We start from the raw sequence: 16759 nt of genomic DNA, 5'->3' as shown, positions 1-16759 counted from the left end.
CACCGTGCAAGCTCACCGATAATGGCCTCACAAATGCACGATGATTGCAGCGGCAACGAGACAATCAGGACACTTCTTGGAAATGCATTCTAACCACGATGTCCTTGAGGCCTGCCTGCCGCCATGGCACCCTCGGACGGACTGAGCAGACTTTTCCTCTCCGAATGGCACCCGGAAAGCGGGACGCGGGCTCGATGCCCGTTTCCCGCTCATCTTAAGAGGGGAGCGCCCCGCCTTGGCAGGCGGGGCTTCCGATGTCAGGCGTCACGCTTCTGGCGGTTCCAGACCAGGTCGTAGTCGCCGTCGGCCTGGCTCGGCCACAGGGCCGCGTTGATCGGGGCGTTGAAGCTCGGGTCGTCGAGCTTGACCGAGATGTAGGGTTCGCCGTCGGTGGAGGTGGCGTTCCAGCCTGCGCCGACCTCGGCCATGCCCGCCATCACGCGGAAGTCGGGAGCGTCGCGCGAGGTGCGCTCGATCGGAACCAGGCGTGCCTTCATCGATACCGTCAGGGTGCGGACCGCGCCGCTGATGAGGTTGCCGTTGGTGGAGAAGTTGCCGATGATAGCCATTTTCGAGATCCTTTCGGGTTGCTCGGGTCGCGTCCATCGCGACCTCGATGGCTGTCGAAAGGATCGGGGACGATCGGACCGCACCCCTTGGGCCGGAACGAAGTGGAGGGCGGCCGGAGCCGGCTTTCTTGTCCAGCGAGGAATGACGGCGGCCCGGGGTCCCTGTTCGACTTGTCGAATGGGGTGGGTTCCGGCAGGGGAAGAAAGTTGGAGACGGCCGTTGCGGGAGGACGATCGAGGCGCAGCCGGTCTCCGATCAGACATGCCACATCGAGGACGTGTTGGCCGCGCCAGGGTTGACCAAACCGGAAGGGTCTCGAAAATGGCGGGCCGTCATCGTCAGGCCTTCTTCGCTCCCGCCGGCAACCTCGTCGGCGACACTGCGCTGCAGGTATATGTCCGGTGTGGCGCCGCAGACGATTGAGCCCACTGCCGACGATATCGCTCCTTCCGCGTTGGCTGTCGGAGGGTTTTCCTCGAATGCCGGTAGGACGACGACACCCTTGATGACACGGAATCCTCTTCTTCCGCAGGCATAGGGGCACCGCTTCCATGCACTCCGGTCATCTGCTACCTTGGCAGCGCCATGCCGCCGGGTTCACCTGAGCTGCCGCCGTCGAACGGATGACTGATGCTCAGCCCGCCTGCCAAGGCGGGGCGCTCCCTGGTCTTCCGGTTGCCGCGCCAATCACCATGGGCCAGCGCGACCGTTCGCGCCCATCTGGAGAAGACAGCGCGGCCGGGACTACAATAGAGGTGGCGAAGCGCCGACCCGGACAAGTCGATCGTCACCGGAATCGGCGAAGACGGCCGAAGGCTGGCTACGTGCCGGAGGCATAGAGCGCGGTCGCCGCAGGCGATGGCCAAAGACAAGATACAGAATCAGCCTCCAGGTCGACGAGCGTCCGCGTAACTCCCCATGTCGACTTACGGCGCGACCTTTGCGGCCGCACGAGACAGGATGAGCTGCCTGATGTGCGCGCGGACCTCGAGTTCGGTTCCGTAAAATCGGTCTTGCCCTTCGGGGTAGGTGATCGTCCAGGGATCATCGGCTCCCATCATGGTCGCTTCGAAGATGTCGCCATTGCCCGCGGTGACAGATATTGCACGGATTGGTCCTGCCGAAGATTCATCCCGCGTCAGTGAAAACGAAACCAACCAGCTCGGGCCATGGCTGTTTCGCAGCGCCTGCATGACGCCTGTGGTTCGCGCGTTCATCCAGTAATCGCGCAGACTGGCTTACCAGTACCGCCCATGCTCCAGGGCATAATCGCAAATGGCATCGTGCTCTGTTTGGGTGAGGGGATGCAGTTTGGTCATCGATTTTCCTTTCAGGACGAGGGACGGGAAGTACGGGTCCGGCGGCGGCCGGACCTCAATCTCGCCGACGCGCCGCGACGCGGGCTAGACGAGATCTGGAGAGATGAAGAGCATCGGAGAAATGAGCATAGCGACGGCCGGAGGCCGGGATTTCGGGAATTCTCGACGCGCCGGCGCGGGAAACAGGGCAGCCGCAGGAGCCTCAGCGTAGCGGCTCGAAGAGGAGGCGGGACCGACTGCCCCCGCGGCAGCGCTCCGTGCTCTGTTGAGGGCGGCTCCCTACCGCAGGCACCGGCTGATACCGAAGACGTTGGAATTTCATGGCAGGATTTCGATATCCTGGCACTTTCATGAAAGCCGCAGCTATCGCGAGTGGCTAAGCTTTCACTCGCTCCCGGTTCGCTGAAAGACCGGGAGTGGTCGCGGAGTGGGGCCGTTGCGTCTGGGGGCGTACCAGGAGCGGCGGCCCCGATTTTCACGGGGGTCGTCAGACACCGCACATCCCCTCGCATTCGTTCGGCCAGAGGTCGAGCTGTCCGCGATCTGACGCCGTCGAGAGATCGGCCTCGTCCAGCGGCACGCACGAGCGATGCAAAAAAACCTCACCGCGAATACCGCTGATGCCATTGCGTAGCGCCTGGTCGACCTCAATGGCGTCGGCCCACGCCGCAAAATCGTGGTCACGCATGAAGCGCCAGCGCGCGTTGTCATGAAACGGGCACCCCACGCAGGCGCTCTTTGGGGGATCAGGATAGCTGTGCCGGCGCAGCCAGGCGAGACAATCCCGTCGGCTCATGCGCTTTTCGATCAACGGAAAGCGCTTGACCTGCCAGGCTCGAAGCTGGGCTTCGCCCGGACGATCTCGTCGCAGCTGATGCCGATCCATTGCTCCACCACGGCATGGTCAGGGGAACGCTTGCGGGCGAGGCCGGCAAGCTCTCGGACCCTTCGTCGGATCGGGACGATTTTATAGTCCGTGGTGCACTGCCTGCGGATCATGCCGATCGACACGGTCTCGCGGGCTGTTGCGCGTGTGCCGATTTCGATCAGCTCTCCGTCATCGTCCTCGTCGTAGACCGGGACAGCCGCACCGACGGGCGTTACCGTCTTTGCGAAGGCCGGGATCGACGCCCAGCGTTTGCCGTCGCCGGCGCCGATCAGGTCGTCACGAATATTGCCGGCGGAGACGATATGCACGGGAAACGGCAACACGTTGCCGGACATGAGCCATTCGAGATGATCATAGACAGCCTGTGGCTCCCAGCCCGTGTCGGCGAAGATCGCACAATCGGGCATCGGACCGATCTCACCGTGGGCGGCCATCAAAGCGAGGGTCGTGGATTGCACCCCAGCGCCAAGGCTCAGCGCGCGAAGGCGAATGGCGGAGGGGTTTCCCCCCACCGGCTCGAAAACAGGCGGAGCGTTGAGCATCAGCGTCCCTCCGCGAATTCGCGGTCAAGCCAGCGGCGAAGATCCCGCCGCATGATGCCGATGGAGCCGTTGATCTCGGTGATCCTCCCATCGCCGACGATATGTCCGCGCTCGCGGAACAGATCGATGAGATGACGCATGACATCGAGATAAAGATGGCCGCCGACGAGGGCGATATCCGAGAAGGGAATGCGCCCATAGCCCGTCAGCGTCGCGATGTGCATTCCGGGATGCTCGCCGGAGGCGATGACGCGGCGCTGGGTCTTCTGCTTCGGCCACCGCGTTCCGAGATCGCCCGCCTTAATCTCGGCCGCGATCGCCGGGGTCATGCGCGCGTCGTAGATTTCGATCGGCGTGGATGCGGCACGGAACCCCAAGCGCGCGGAAAGAAAGGCGACCTTCGCCTTCTCTCCACGCGGGTCCACCGATCGCAGCGTCTGCCATAGGGGGCCGTCATAGCGTTCGATGGCCGGCATATAGGCCGGGCCGTCGCGCTTCGTCGCCGAGCAGGCGAGGATCAGAAGGCGGTTTGCGGGGAGGGGAGCCATTATGCTGCCTCCCGCTCTTCGGCCGCGGCCGGCTGCAGGCTGTGAAGGTAGGCGACGGCGCGCTGAGCGTGCGCGGCGGCAGCGAAGATCGCCCGCTTGTCGTCGGAGAGCACCTGCAGCCACGACTGAAGGTAGGATGCGTGATCCGGGCGCGGCTCCAGTTCGGGCACGATGCCGAGATCGGCGCAGAGGAAGCAACTGCCGAGTTCAGCGATCAGTTCTTCGCGGGCGCGTTCGCTGCGATCCTTGCTGTAGCGGCTGAGATCGCGGCCGACGCGATGCGCCGGCGCCGTCCAGTGGGTGGCCTCATGGCTCACGGTTGCCACGTAGGAGGCCGCATCCTTGAAACTTTCGACAACTGGCATCTGTATGTGGTCGGACGCAGGGCTGAAGAAGGCCCGGTCGCCGCCATGGCGGATATGCGCGCCGGTGTTGCGGAAGAACCGATCGGCATGCTCGATCCGCTCGACGGGATCGGTAATTGGCGCTGCGGCGTGGTGGTACCGGTCGGGCAAGCCGTCAATTTGCGCAACGTTGAAGACGGTATACGCCTTGAGGAAGGGGATTTCGCGCTCGATCTCACCGCCATGACCATCGGATTCGGACTTGCTGAAGCGACTGGCGAAGACCACGGTCGCGCCGGACTCGCCCTTGCGCACGGCTGCGCCAAGCTCCAACGCCTGTTTGAACGTCATCCACATCGGCGAGGAGAACCCTCGCGCGATGCCCTCCGACCACAAGAGCAGGACGTTCATGCCGCTATAAGGAAGGCCGTTGTGCCGCAAGGGACGGGTGATCCTGCCTTCCATGTTGGACGCGCACCACGGCTGCACCCATGGGCGGACCCCCTTCGAGAGATCTTCGACGATCCTGTCGGTGATGCGCGTGTAGATGTCGACGCGCTGCGCTTCGGTCTTTTTCCTCATTTTCCTTACCTCCGTTCGAGAGGTCGCGCCTATCGCGACCCCGTCACGGCGGTCCGGAAGCCGGAGCCATAGGGGCACGGCGCACGCTAAGCGCCGGAACGAAGTGGAGGAGGGCGAAGCCCTTGCGCGGGTTCCCGGCTCCGGCAGGACCGAAGCCGGACGGGTCGCCTGGCGCTCGCCTTTCTTCTTTCCTTTTCAGGTTCGATCTGGTGTCGGAACGAAGGACATGCTATATATCTGACCATCTGACTAGGTGGAACGAATGGGCAAGCAAACACAACTTTCAGGTACGAACAGATCAGTGAACCCGACAATGAGCGGGCGGTGGAAACTCGAGGACGCGAAAGCGCGCTTCAGCGAGGTTGTCCGGCATGCCCGTGAGGACGGTCCCCAACGCGTAACCGTTCGGGGACATGATGCGGTTGTCATCATGAGCGTCGAAGAATTCGAGCGCCTGACACCGGCTACGCCACGCGTACCGTTCGTCAACTTCATGGAGGCGTTGCATCTCGGGGGCCTGGATCTTGAACGCGACGACGACCTTGGCCGGGATGTCGAGCTGTGAGGGGATGGCTGCTCGATACCAATGTGGTGGCCGCGCTGACCAACCCGCAGGGCGCTCCCTCCGTAAAAGCATGGGCGACTGGTCAAGACGAAGAGACTTTCTATCTCAGCATCCTGACACTCGCCGAGTATGACAAGGGAATTCATAACCTGCCAAACGACCATCCCGACCGCTCGCGCTATATCGCGTCGCGGGACGCTCTTGCGGATCGGTTTGGCGATCGTGTGCTTTCCCTGCGCGACGAGGCCGTGCGGTTGTGGGGACGCATTTCGGGAGAAGTCAAAAAGGACACTGGGCATCCACCGCCCGTGATCGATACGATGCTGGCAGCGACCGCGATCGAATACGAGCTCTATCTCGTCACGCGCAACGTGAAAGACACGCGCCACTCGGGCGCGGCAATTTTCGATCCATGGACCGATGACCCGGCCAAGTTTCCGCTGAGTCCAAGGGCCAATAGGCCCCGGTAGCAACGGAAATGGTGGGGCCGCGGCCCCACCTGATCGCTCAACCGAGCGCGTCCATCTGCGCTTCGGCCGCTTTGCGGTCGAGGGTCTGACCAGGATTGTCGATCGGGCGATCGAAGGGCTTCCAGGCTTCCCCGACAGCGTGTTCGTAGGCCGCAACCGCGCCTTCGGCGGCCATGCGGAGCGAGAATGCCTGGATACCCATGTCGGCGGCAAATTCCCGCTTGCGCTGGGCGGAACTGTCGTAACCGACAATGCCATCGCGGTCGTCGTCACGGGCATCGCTGGCGGCCTTGGCCGTGGCATCGCGGGCTTCGGTCACGGCGCGCGAGTAGAACTGGCCAGCGCCATGGGCGGATCCGACGAAGGCTCCGACGATGCGTTGCAGGTGGATCTGCATCGCGCGCTCACCGAGGCCTTCGGATAGAGCATCGACGGTTTCGAGGATCAGGCGTTCATGCGTGTCGCGCACGCCGTCGCCGTCGACGACGGCGGTCCCGAAGCTTTCGGCGATCCGCATCGCCTGGGCGGCATCCGGGCAGGTGAGCCGGACCATTTCGAGGGTTGCACCCTTGCGGAGCTGGACGACGCGGGCGGACGGGCGGGAGGTTGCTGACTTGGCCATTTTCGATTTCCTTTTCGGTTTCTTCCGAAGGCTTGCGCCGACCCCTTGCCGGAGCGCCCTTCGGTGCGGTCGAGAAAAGCCGGCGGTCAGACGGTCGCTTTCATAGGTCCGGGGCGCCTGAGCGCGAAAGGCGGGCTTGCGGACAAGCGGGGGCACAGCCCCTGCGCGGGACGCGGGCTCGCCTTGCGAAGGGAGGGTGAACCGGCCGCAACGCGGCGCGCAGCGGCCTTGAAACGACCGGCCGCCGGATTACGACCGTGCTGAACCGAAGGGTGCTCCGGCAAGGGGTTGGCTCATCGCTGGAACCGAAAGGTAATCGACGGTCAAGAGCGTCCGCACACTCACACCCTCATGCGCCGATCAGCCACGCATGGTCGTGTCCGGTCCGGTCGAACCAGATACCTGACGACGATCGGGCCGGAACGCAGTGCGAGGGCCGGCGGCGCGATGCTCGGACGGCCGGCAACACCACCTTCCGACGCCAACCATGCAGGTAGGGCAGGGGACGCGGGTGACCGGATGGTCCGGCCGGGTTTCGCCGCAGCGGTCGCGGGAGAAAATCATGGCGATGTCCGCCCGCCGGGTCGCTCGCGCAGTGCCGCGATTGCCCGGTCCTGCCGGGCGAGCTTGCGCGATAGCGCATCGATCTCCTGCTGCCGCTCGGCCGTGATCGCGGCGAGGTTGGCGCGATACCGGGCGAGGAAGGCTCCGGGCTCCGGCGGCTGGCCTCGCCGATAGGAGCGCCGGCGCGGATGCGGGTGCGGAATGACCGCTGTCATCCGACGGATAATCTGCCGGTCGATCAGGTCGAGCTGGTGCTGTGTCTGCCGGCGTGCCTCTTCCATGCGGGACAGGAGCGAGCGGCAATCGGAAAGCAAGTTCATGACGCTTTCCTCCGCTCCCATCCGACGAAGGACGACGGGCCATCATAGGCGGCATGACGCCCCTCATCGATGACGAAGCCGAACGGTCCGCGTCCTTCGTATTCAGGCTTCGGCACCAGGAACCGCCGCTCCATGGTATTGGCGCCACGTCGACCGCCGAGGATGGCCACCACTTCGACCATGCCAGGATGATGGCCGGAGGTGATCGCCAACGCGACGATCCAGTCGCCGTCATGACGGTGCTCGAAGTCTCGGCGGTCCTTGCCGCTCGATTCTCCTGGCTGAAGCGGACGTCCGAAGATCGCCTCCCATTCGTCCGGCCATTTGTCCCGGATCGTGCGATCCGCGAGCGCGCGCTCGTAGCTCGTAAACAGCTCGGGGAAGGTGAGGGCGACAATCGCCCAGGCTTCATCCTCCTCGTACCAACCCGAACCGATCCGAAGAGACGGAATGATCCGCTTGTTTCGCTCGGCCGAGAGGCGAAAGCCGCCATGTCCGGCGGTCATGTGCGCGGCGATGCCCTCGGCATAGATCGTCGCAAGCTGTGAAGACCCCCATGGCGTGCTGCAGACCATCCTGGTCTGGAGACGCTGAAGCCTCGACAATTCGCGCCTATGCTGCGCGGTTTCCAGAACACGCGCCCGGAATGCGGCCGGATTGGCAAGTTCGCCGTCGTGTTCGTAGAAATCCTCGCGCCGCAACGTCGATAGCGGTCGTGCCAGGCGCCATGCGCTGGCGAGGAACCCGCCGCCGGTCGAGCGTGGCAGCATGGCGAGCAGGAGATCGCCCAGTCGGGCGACCGGAAAGCCCTCACTGCTGGAGCCGAACTCGACCCCTGTATCCTCAAGGGCCGAAGCAGAATCGTCGGGAAGATCGATCGGGTTCATGCCGCCGTCCTCCCCTCGACATGATCAGCCGCCAGCTCGTCGGCCGTGACTTCAACCGTGAATGCGTCGGACAAGGCGGTGTTGTCGGTGAGCCAGGCGCGGGCGGCGTCCCAGTCATCGGCAAGATGAAGCATCAGGGCGGCGGGATCGTCCCGCTCGAAGATCCGGATCGATCCGATCTTCGGGCGGGAGGCAATTCGGAAACGATAGGTAAGGCCGACGGAAAACGTGCGAAGGTCGTCCTCACAGCGGAGCATAAAAAAGGGCTGGGCGCCGGGATGATCCGGACCAGTCTCGCCGCATTTGCGGACGAGAAGACCGGCGCCGTTGTTGTGATTCCAGTGATAGAGCGTCGCGACGTGGTGCTCTGGGGGACGGGGGGCTCCGTCGGACCATTCGACGACGGAACCGATGGGCGCGAGCGAGATGATCAGGTCCGCATTCATAGCGTTCTCCTGCAGGATCGGGTTGCCGGACACACCTCCGCCGCCGGTGGTGCCGGCGGAGGTGTCGAGCGGGAAAGGGAAGTGCGGCGGCCTATTCAGCGGCGACCGAATAGGCGGTGTCGTCCTCGATGACGGTCTCCTCCGTCTGGGTGTCGCCGTCCGCCTGCGCGGCGTCGTCGATCACCTCCGGGGTAGCTTCGGTGGTGGAGGCCTCTTCGCCATCGCTCTCAGCCTGATCGTCCTCGGTTTGTTCGTCGTCCTCCGCAGCAATGCCGCGGGCCTTGAGGATCTCGGAAAGCTCGGACAGCTCCGGCGCGAACCGGGCAGCGGGGTAGACGAAGTGCCCCTCCTTGAAATGCTCGACCAGCGCCGCGCGGGTTTCGCGAACGCGCTGACGCGGCGAGACCGACGCTTCGCTACAGGAAGTTTCGAGTGCCTGACGAGAAAGGCATTCGAGGAAATCGACGGTGCCCATGTTCGGAAGGAAGGCATCCGCCCCGATGGCCCCGCCGGCAACGCGGGACAGGACACCGCTGTTCGACATGCCGCGACGGCATGACAGGACGTCGATGAGCGTCTTGCGCGCGGCAATCCGCAGGGTGTCCAGGTCGAACAGGAACTTCCCGTCGTCGTCGAACAGCATCGCCGCGTGCCGGTTGAAGCGGGTTCCGCCGAACATCGCGCCACCGGCGCCGGAATCGACGCGGACGTTGGTGCCGGCATAGCCGAGGACCAGCAACGCCATCAGCGTGTCATCCTCGATCGGCGCGCGGCCGAGTGCCTCGTGCAACGCGTCGGTGCGGTAATCGCCGATCACGTCGTGACCACGCTGCGTCACGTCCGGACGCGGCTTGGACGCCACGATGGGCTCGTCGCCGCCGGTGCCACCAATCGTTGCCGTGCCGCCCTTGACCGTCGATTTCTTTTCGTCGGGCAGCCGGTAGACAATCGACTGGACCTTGCCCTCACGGTCGAGATACATTGCCGTGCGGTCTGACTTCAGCGCCTTGCCATGGACGCGCTCGGCCTTCTTTGGCAACTCCGGCTGGCCATAGCTGTTGACTTCGACAATCGCGCCGCGCTTCGGAAGGTTCGATGTCATCCACTCGTGCTGTGCGCCAAGGAAGCCTTCGACATTTGTCGTGTAGCGATTATCCTCGTTCGCAGGAGCGAAGAGGTCCTCCAACCATTCGATGCCATAGGATGCGGCAAGGTCATCGCCGAAGCTGGCATCGCGCGCATACATGCGCTTCTTGTTCAAAGCGTTGGCGATCGACCACCATTGCGCCGTATCGCCCTTCTTCGGCTTGCTCGCCTTCCAGACCGACTCCTGGTCTTCGACGCTGGCGGCGGCGATGATGCGAAGTTGCTGCTCGCTCGGCATGTCGCCCAGCGCGATCTGCTCCAGCATACTGGGGAAGAGATTGGCAAGCAGGCGGAGCTTCTTGATCTGGCGGACGGGGAGGGCAAGCGCCAGTGCGATGGCTTCCTCGGTCCAGCCGAGCGCGACGAGGCGTTCGACCCCGCGCCATTGGTCGACGGGATTGAGATTCTCGCGTGCGATGTTTTCGACCATGTTGCGCATCGCCCCATTGTCGTTCGCCGCCTCGATGACCAGCACCTTGATTTCGTCGAGGTTGGCGGCGATCGCCCCGTCCCGGCGGCGATGGCCGTTGTCGATGATGAGGCCGTTTCCACCACCGGGTTCGGCGAAAACGATCGGAGGATTGATGATGCCGACCGCCTTTATCGTGGCGACCATCAAGGCATCGGCCTGGGGCGACGATTTCGACTGGCGAGCCTTGTCGGGGTTGTCCTTGAGCAATCGGGGATCGACGACAGCAACACGCATGGGATATTCCTTTCCGGGGTACGGACGCGGCCCTCTTGCCGGTCCTTCTCGTGTCTTCTTTTTTCCGAAGACACCTCCCGGACCGCGGGGCGGCCGGACCGGCGCAACTGCCGCCGAGCGTCCCTGCGACGAAGGACAAGCGGGGCCGACGGCCCTGCGAAGGACGAGTTGCCGGGATGCGCAGGCGGCGGTTGAGCGAAGCGCCGGCGGGAGGACCGATCTGCGATCGGATTCCTTCCCTCCTTTTTCTCCCTTTTCTTCCCCTTTCCGTCCTTTCGCCATCGACCATGTTCTCGCCCGGATTGACGGCGAGCATCGTCGCCAGTCGAATTGAAGGAGAGAGCGTGCGGACCACCACGGGAATGATATTTGCGCTGGCAACGGTAGCGCCTGCCTTGGCCGCAGATGGCGCGGCACAGCCACCGGCGGGCGTCAACCCTGACGTGATTGCTTGCCAGAAGGTGACGGGCGCCGAGATGGAGCGGTTCATCGGCGCACCGGCGACGATACGCGAGACAAGCGCCAATCTCTGCTCCTGGCAGGGCGGGAGGGCCGATGCCTACGCGCAGGTGATGTATTTTGCAGGAGAAAGCCAGGGCGTGCCGGCCGGCAGCGAGCGGGCGTATTTCGACCAGATGATCGCAGGCCAGAAGGCGCAAGCTAAGCCGGGAGAAATCGTCGAGGTACCGGATGTCGGCGACAGCGCCTGGGGGCTAAAGCTCGATCAGAACGAGACGGATTATTATGCCGTCTATCTGTTCAAGGGGAAAGACGACGTCACGATCACGACGAACGGGATCGGATACGATGCGACGGTCGAGATCGCGCGGTTGGCAGCATCGCGCATGTGACCGGCCGAAACCTGAGCAAAAAAAATGGGCCTGCGAAAACGCGGCCCATTGAAGTGTGAAGGTCGAAACCTCCAGAGGGGAACAGCTGACGCGGCGGGCACTGGGAGGAGAAAACCGCCATGTGCATCAACTGCGAGCATAATGCCCGTTTCTTGACCGTCTGGAAAACATTTATTGTGCAACGCAGCTATGCGGCGGCTGCGTTGCTCCCGCCATGATCGTCGCCGGCATTACGCCGCTTGCGCGACAGGCTCGGCGGTGGCGCGGGCTTCAGCGGCCAGCACCTCCTCGACCTCCTCCAATTCCCGGCGCTTGGCGGCGAGTTCGTCGGCGAAGGCGAAAGTGCCGGTTTCGTGCGCGCGGTAGGAGGCGAGCCGGCGGTTGGCGTCTTCCAGATGCTGGCGCTGGCGGTAACGCTCGCCCTCGAAATCATCGAGCGCATGTTCGAGACGGGAGATTGCACCGAGCGGTGTGACCGTCACTGGCAGATCGACCTCGTAGTCGGCGCCGGTGCGTTGCAGGACGGTGCGGTAGTGATACCCGTCCTTGCCGAAGCGCTCGCCCTCGTAGATGACGTCGAAGCCGCCGATCGAGCCGAGCTGGGCCTCGCCCTCCTGCTGAAGCTGGACCAGCGTGAGGATTTCCTTCATCATCGCGCGCCCGGCGTCCTTGCGCTCAACGTGTCGCTCCCCGAGGACGGTCATCGTGAAAGCCTCGCCTGCTGTCGGTACCAGCCGCGCGATATCCTTGCCGATCTCGTCGATCCGGCGCGTCGCGACCTCGATATCGCGTTCGGCCTCCCGCAGCCGCCGGCGCACCGAGAAGAGATCGTCGTCATGGGCGGCGCGCAGGCGCTCGAGGCGGGCGATGTCGGCTTCCAGACCCGCCTTTTTCATCAGGCGCTCGTCGCCGCTGGCAATGGCCTTCGCCATCGCAAACTGATTGGCGGCACCCTCACCGAGATCTTCCAGCCGACGGATCGACGTGTCGCCGGAGAGGGCCGCGGCGATAAACCGGGCCTTGCGCTCGTTGTTCTGCCACATACTGGCATCCAGGCTACCCTGCGTCGCATAGGCGAAGATGTCGACGACATCATGCTGGTTGCCCTGCCGGACGATGCGGCCCTCGCGCTGCTCGATCTGCGACGGCAGCCACGGCACATCGAGGTGATGGAGTGCCTTCAGCCTGAGCTGGGCATTGACGCCAGTGCCCATCGTCTCGGAGGAGCCGATCAGGAAGCGCACCCTGCCCGCGCGGACATCCCCGAACAGGCGTTGCTTGGCCTCGGACTTCTTATAGTCCTGCATATAGGCGATCTCGCTGGCGGGCGCGCCGAGCCGGACCAGCTCGTCGCGGATCCAGCGATAGGCCGAAAACCCCCGCGTCTTTTCCACGTTGATCGTACCGAGGTCGGAAAAGATCATCTGCGCGGCGCCCGGCAGGTCATAGGGCTTGCCGTCCGACCGCACGAACACCTGGTCCGCCGTTTCCTGCCAGATGCGGAAGGCGTTCTGGACAAGCAGGTTGAGCTTGTTGTCGGGCTCATTGTCGTTGGCGGGCATGACGAGGCGCAGGTCGATCGCGGCATGGCGACCGTCGGTGATGACGGAAAGCAGGATATCGTCGCCGGGCTGCGCCGGCCCCTCGCGCATCTCGATCGCCTTGATGCGGCTGTCGAGGATCTGCTGGTACATCTTGAATGCCGCGGTGGGCGTCGCGGTGACGATCTGGCGCCCGCCGGTGGAGATGGCCGGAACACGCACATATTCACGGAGATCGGCGGGCATCACCACGTCCGCGAATGCCCGGAACATGGCGATGAGTTCCGGAACATTGACGAAGGAGGCGAAGCGACTGACCGGCTTGTATTTGCCGGACGGTTGGATTTCCAGTTCCGTGGTCGTGTCGCCGAAGCACGATGCCCAGGCATCAAATTCATGCAGGCCGCGTTCATGGAGAGCGTCGTAGCCGAGCAGGCGCTGGACGGAGAACATCTCGCCAAGCGTGTTGGTGATCGGCGTGCCGGAGGCGAGTACGAGCGCGCGGCCGGGGTTCTTGGTTTCGAGGAACCGAGACTTTACAAACAAGTCCCATGCGCGTTGCGAGCCGTTCGGATCGATGCCCTTCAGCGTCGACATATTGGTGGCGAAGGATAGCTTGCGGAATTCCTGCGCCTCGTCGACGACAATCTGGTCGACGCCGATTTCCGAGATGGTCAGCAGATCATCCTTGCGGGTAGCCAGCGCTGTCAGCCGCTCCTCCAGACCCTCCTTCAGCCGTTCGAGACGCTTGCGCGAGACACGGTCGTCGGGCTCGACCCGGGTCAGCAGATCCTCGTAGAGCTGCAGCTCGTCCTGGATCATGCTCTGTTCGAAGGCGGAGGGGACAGCGATGAACCTGAAGGCTGAATGGGTGATGATGATCGCGTCCCAGGTTGCCGTCGCCGCGCGTGACAGGAAGCGCGCCCGCTTGTCTTTCGTAAAGTTGCTCTCGTCGGCGACGAGAATGCGGGCGGAAGGATAGAGCGCCAGGAACTCGCGGGCGGCCTGGGCAAGGCAATGGCCTGGTACGACCAGCATCGCCTTGGCGATCAGGCCGAGACGGCGCTGTTCCATGATCGCCGCGGCCATGGTCATCGTCTTGCCGGCGCCGACGGCGTGGGCGAGATAGGTCGCGCCATCGGCGATGATGCGCCAGATGCCGCGCTTCTGGTGCGCGTAGAGTTGGAATGCGGCGGAGGCGCCTGGCAGCTGGAGATGCGAGCCGTCGAACTTGCGCGGCGCGAGGTTGTTAAAGCGCTCGTTATAGACGCCGGCTAGCCGGTCGGTCCGCTCCGGGTCGGTCCAGACCCAGCGCTCGAATTCCGTCTTGATCTTCTGCAGCTTCTCGCGGGCAGCTTCGGTATCGACGACGTTCAGCACCCGCCGTTCGCCGCCGACGTCCTTGATGGTGTCGAAGATCTGCGGCACGCGGTTATTGAGCGCATCGGCGAGCAGTTCGCCGGCGTGCCGGCGGCTCGTTCCCCATTCCGACGTGCCGGCGGCGCGATAGCCGAGCTGGCGCGCTTCGACAGTCCAGGAACCGAGTTCCGGCATATGGTGGATCTTGATATCGGCTTCCATCTTCTCCTTGACGAAGGCGACGACATCGGCGGGCGGAACCCAGGGCGCACCGAGCCGCGCGGTGATATCCGAGGGACGGAGAGGGGCGGGTTGCACCGCCTGAAGCGCGCGGACATTGCGCTCGAAGATCGGATCGAGCGCCGCGGCGGCTTCAGCTGCGGCAAGCTTGGTGCGGACCGGGCCGGAGAGATAGGCGTCGGCGGTCTGCCACGCGCCGTCGGCCGGATCCTGGAACACGGTGTCACCGAGTTGGTCGACCACCTTGTCGCGGTCGCAGTGGAGAAGCTCGGCGATATGGTCGAGGTCGACGCGGCCGCGCTCGTTGAGCACGACGGCAAGCGCGTCGCCGGCATTCGTCACCAACGGTGGGGCAGGGGGCGCGATGACGCGCTGCGTGAAGATCGGACCGGGTTTGGCCGTATCCGTGTCGAGGTCGTAGTCCTCGATGGAGGCGACCAGCCAGCAATCCGGGTCATCCCGGAAGGGCTGCAAGTTCGGCTGGCGATGCGTCTCGCGGGTCTCGCCGGTCTCGTCGTCCTCGGTGATGCTGACGGTCGTGTGATTGATCGGCCCGAAATCCCTGACGAAGCTCGACCAGGCGATGCGCAGCCGGACCTGCAGGTCGCGCCATGGCCGGCCGGTCTCCTGGGCCTTCAGCACCTCGCGCACCGCGTCGCGAACCGGGATCAGCTTCTGGATGGTACGGACGTGCTTTTCCGTCAGACCGTCGCCGGTACGGCCCTTCCTGACCTTGATCACGACGGGCGCACCGTCGACGATCTGCATCAGGCCCTGCCTGTTGTCGATGAAGTAGCTGCCTTCGCGAACATTGGCGTTGCCGGGCCGCAGGTCGACAATCTCGGCCAGCTCCTCCTCGAGATCGAGATCGATCTCGGTCGGCTCGCCGTCATAGACGTTTTCCGGCAGGAGGCCGACGGCAGCGTTCAGCGACGCGGCAAGATCCTCGCCGACGCGGGGACGGCAGGTATAGGTTTCGCCGAATGGACCGGAGGTCAGCGCGTGGGTGCCGAGAACCATGTCGGGGTTGTCGGCGAACCAGCGGTTGACGCGGATGGCGCCTTCGTCATCCGTAGCCGGGCGGATTTCGTCGATCTCAAGCCACGAAACGTCGTCCTGCGCCTCGGCGATCTTGCGCTTGCGGAAGAAGAGGATGTCGACGACGGTGTCCGTACCGGCGTCACGGCGGAAGCTGCCCTCGGGCAGTCGGATGGCGGCGACGAGATTGGCCGATTTTGCGATATGCGTGCGCGCCGTCGCGTCTGCCTTGTCCATGGTGCCGCTGCTCGTCAAGAAGGCTGCCAGCCCGCCGGGCTTCAAGAGGTCGATTGAGCGGGCGATGAAGTAGTCGTGCAGACGCAGCGCAAGCGGTCGATAGTGATGGTCCGAGCGGACGGTCCGGTCGGAGAAGGGTGGGTTGCCGATGGCAAGGTCATAGACGACGCCGAGATCGGTGCGAGCGAAGTCGCCGTTGACGATGCGCGCCTTCGGCTGCAGCAGCCGGACGATGCGCGCCGTGACCGGATCGAGCTCGATGCCTGTGACACAACTGTTGGCGCGATAGGCCGGCGGCATCAGCGCGGGGAACAGCCCCGTGCCGATGCCCGGCTCCAGCACGCGGCCACCGCGCCAGCCGAGACGCTGGAGCCCGGCCCACATCGCCTTGACGATGAATTCGGGCGTGAAATGCGCATATTGGGTGCAGCGGGCGAGCGAGGCATAGTCGGCATCGTTGACGGCCGCCTCCAGCGAACTGCCGAGATCGTCCCAACCCTCGCGGAACTCCACCTCGCCCGGCCGGCGGAACATGCCGTTCGCCAGCTCCGATGCGCCGAAGCCGGTGAAGCGTATGAGTTTCCGCTGTTCCTCTGATGTCGCCGGGCGGTCCTGCTTTTCGATTTCGCCGGCGATCAGGATGGCGGCGACGTTCGCCTTCGCTCGCTCCTTCCAGCCGGCGGCGAGACCGCGGCCCTCGTCGTCGAGGTAGAAATTGCTGCGCGCGCCCTGCTTGCGCGGGGCCGGCTTGCGCGCCGCGGTGATCGGCAGAGCCGGGGCAGGGGCGGGTGGCGTCGGGTCCGGATCGTCGTCATTGGCGCCGAAGGGATCGTGGCCGCTGAAGGCGGACATACCGAGGCCCAGACCGGATGTCAGCGCGGTGTTGCCGAACATATCGAGCGTGAAAGGATCGTTGCTCATCGAAATCTCCTTGTGAGCAGGCGTGCGCCATCGCCCGCGGGAAGGGGTTCCA

13 protein-coding genes and 1 pseudogene are annotated in these 16759 nt (G+C 64.3%); 3 read left to right on the top strand and 11 right to left on the bottom strand.

Translation table 11 applies throughout. From position 1 onward, the window contains the following. Window positions 1–257: 257 nt before the first annotated feature. The 5 genes and pseudogenes from ACIQJ2_RS31710 to ACIQJ2_RS31690 all read right to left on the bottom strand — a co-directional run bounded on the left by ACIQJ2_RS31710 (window position 258) and on the right by ACIQJ2_RS31690 (window position 4794). Window positions 258–569 (bottom strand): DUF736 domain-containing protein, encoded by a 312-nt coding sequence (locus tag ACIQJ2_RS31710; protein WP_137935209.1) that lies wholly within the window; start codon window positions 567–569, stop codon window positions 258–260. Window positions 570–1496: 927 nt separating this feature from the next. After that, window positions 1497–1787: a hypothetical protein gene (locus ACIQJ2_RS31705; protein ID WP_292870240.1), complete on the bottom strand. Its 291-nt coding sequence runs from the start codon at window positions 1785–1787 to the stop codon at window positions 1497–1499. Between the two features lie 589 nt (window positions 1788–2376). Beyond that, window positions 2377–3320 (bottom strand): annotated as a pseudogene (locus ACIQJ2_RS31700) (hypothetical protein). Further along, window positions 3320–3868: a hypothetical protein gene (locus ACIQJ2_RS31695; RefSeq protein ID WP_137935207.1), complete on the bottom strand. Its 549-nt coding sequence runs from the start codon at window positions 3866–3868 to the stop codon at window positions 3320–3322. The pseudogene ACIQJ2_RS31700 and the gene ACIQJ2_RS31695 overlap by 1 nt, the downstream one beginning before the upstream one ends. Further along, a complete protein-coding gene (locus ACIQJ2_RS31690; RefSeq protein ID WP_137935206.1) occupies window positions 3868–4794 on the bottom strand; it encodes an ArdC family protein in 927 nt (308 codons plus the stop codon). Before ACIQJ2_RS31690 ends, ACIQJ2_RS31695 begins: the two co-directional genes overlap by 1 nt. Before the next feature lie 313 nt (window positions 4795–5107). Between ACIQJ2_RS31690 and ACIQJ2_RS31685 the strand changes: the two genes are divergently transcribed. Continuing rightward, window positions 5108–5359, top strand: coding sequence for a type II toxin-antitoxin system Phd/YefM family antitoxin (locus tag ACIQJ2_RS31685; protein WP_298799596.1), 252 nt, complete (start codon window positions 5108–5110; stop codon window positions 5357–5359). Then, on the top strand, window positions 5356–5829 hold the full coding sequence (locus ACIQJ2_RS31680) for a type II toxin-antitoxin system VapC family toxin (RefSeq protein ID WP_137935204.1): 474 nt from the start codon (window positions 5356–5358) through the stop codon (window positions 5827–5829). The genes ACIQJ2_RS31685 and ACIQJ2_RS31680 overlap by 4 nt, the downstream gene beginning before the upstream one ends. 37 nt (window positions 5830–5866) lie before the next feature. Here the strand turns inward: ACIQJ2_RS31680 and ACIQJ2_RS31675 are convergent, their stop codons facing one another. The 5 genes from ACIQJ2_RS31675 to ACIQJ2_RS31655 all read right to left on the bottom strand — a co-directional run bounded on the left by ACIQJ2_RS31675 (window position 5867) and on the right by ACIQJ2_RS31655 (window position 10520). Next, complete coding sequence (locus ACIQJ2_RS31675) at window positions 5867–6451, bottom strand: hypothetical protein (RefSeq protein WP_137935203.1); 585 nt, start codon at window positions 6449–6451, stop codon at window positions 5867–5869. Between the two features lie 560 nt (window positions 6452–7011). Further along, on the bottom strand, window positions 7012–7335 hold the full coding sequence (locus tag ACIQJ2_RS31670; protein ID WP_137935202.1) for a hypothetical protein: 324 nt from the start codon (window positions 7333–7335) through the stop codon (window positions 7012–7014). After that, the gene (locus ACIQJ2_RS31665; protein WP_137935201.1) at window positions 7332–8222 is read right to left on the bottom strand and encodes a DUF7007 domain-containing protein; all 891 of its coding nucleotides are present in this window, start codon (window positions 8220–8222) and stop codon (window positions 7332–7334) included. Before ACIQJ2_RS31665 ends, ACIQJ2_RS31670 begins: the two co-directional genes overlap by 4 nt. Continuing rightward, window positions 8219–8668 carry a hypothetical protein gene (locus tag ACIQJ2_RS31660; protein ID WP_137935200.1) on the bottom strand — a complete coding sequence of 150 codons (450 nt, stop codon included), beginning with the start codon at window positions 8666–8668 and terminating at the stop codon, window positions 8219–8221. Before ACIQJ2_RS31660 ends, ACIQJ2_RS31665 begins: the two co-directional genes overlap by 4 nt. Before the next feature lie 91 nt (window positions 8669–8759). Beyond that, window positions 8760–10520 (bottom strand): ParB N-terminal domain-containing protein, encoded by a 1761-nt coding sequence (locus ACIQJ2_RS31655; protein WP_137935199.1) that lies wholly within the window; start codon window positions 10518–10520, stop codon window positions 8760–8762. 344 nt (window positions 10521–10864) lie between these two features. Here ACIQJ2_RS31655 and ACIQJ2_RS31650 point away from each other — a divergent pair, with 344 nt between their 5' ends. Then, entirely contained in the window at window positions 10865–11371 is a 507-nt protein-coding gene (locus tag ACIQJ2_RS31650) for a hypothetical protein (RefSeq protein ID WP_298799508.1), read from the top strand. A gap of 230 nt (window positions 11372–11601) precedes the next feature. On the opposite strand, the gene ACIQJ2_RS31645 is transcribed toward ACIQJ2_RS31650, so the two are convergent. Continuing rightward, a complete protein-coding gene (locus ACIQJ2_RS31645) occupies window positions 11602–16707 on the bottom strand; it encodes a DEAD/DEAH box helicase family protein (protein WP_137935196.1) in 5106 nt (1701 codons plus the stop codon). Window positions 16708–16759 lie beyond the last annotated feature (52 nt).

The sequence above is a fragment of the Rhizobium sp. NPDC092011 genome (assembly GCF_044756305.1).
Lineage (GTDB): Bacteria > Pseudomonadota > Alphaproteobacteria > Rhizobiales > Rhizobiaceae > Rhizobium.
The sequence above is the reverse complement of the archived record's forward strand: the minus strand, read 5'-3'. Positions and strand labels throughout refer to the sequence as shown.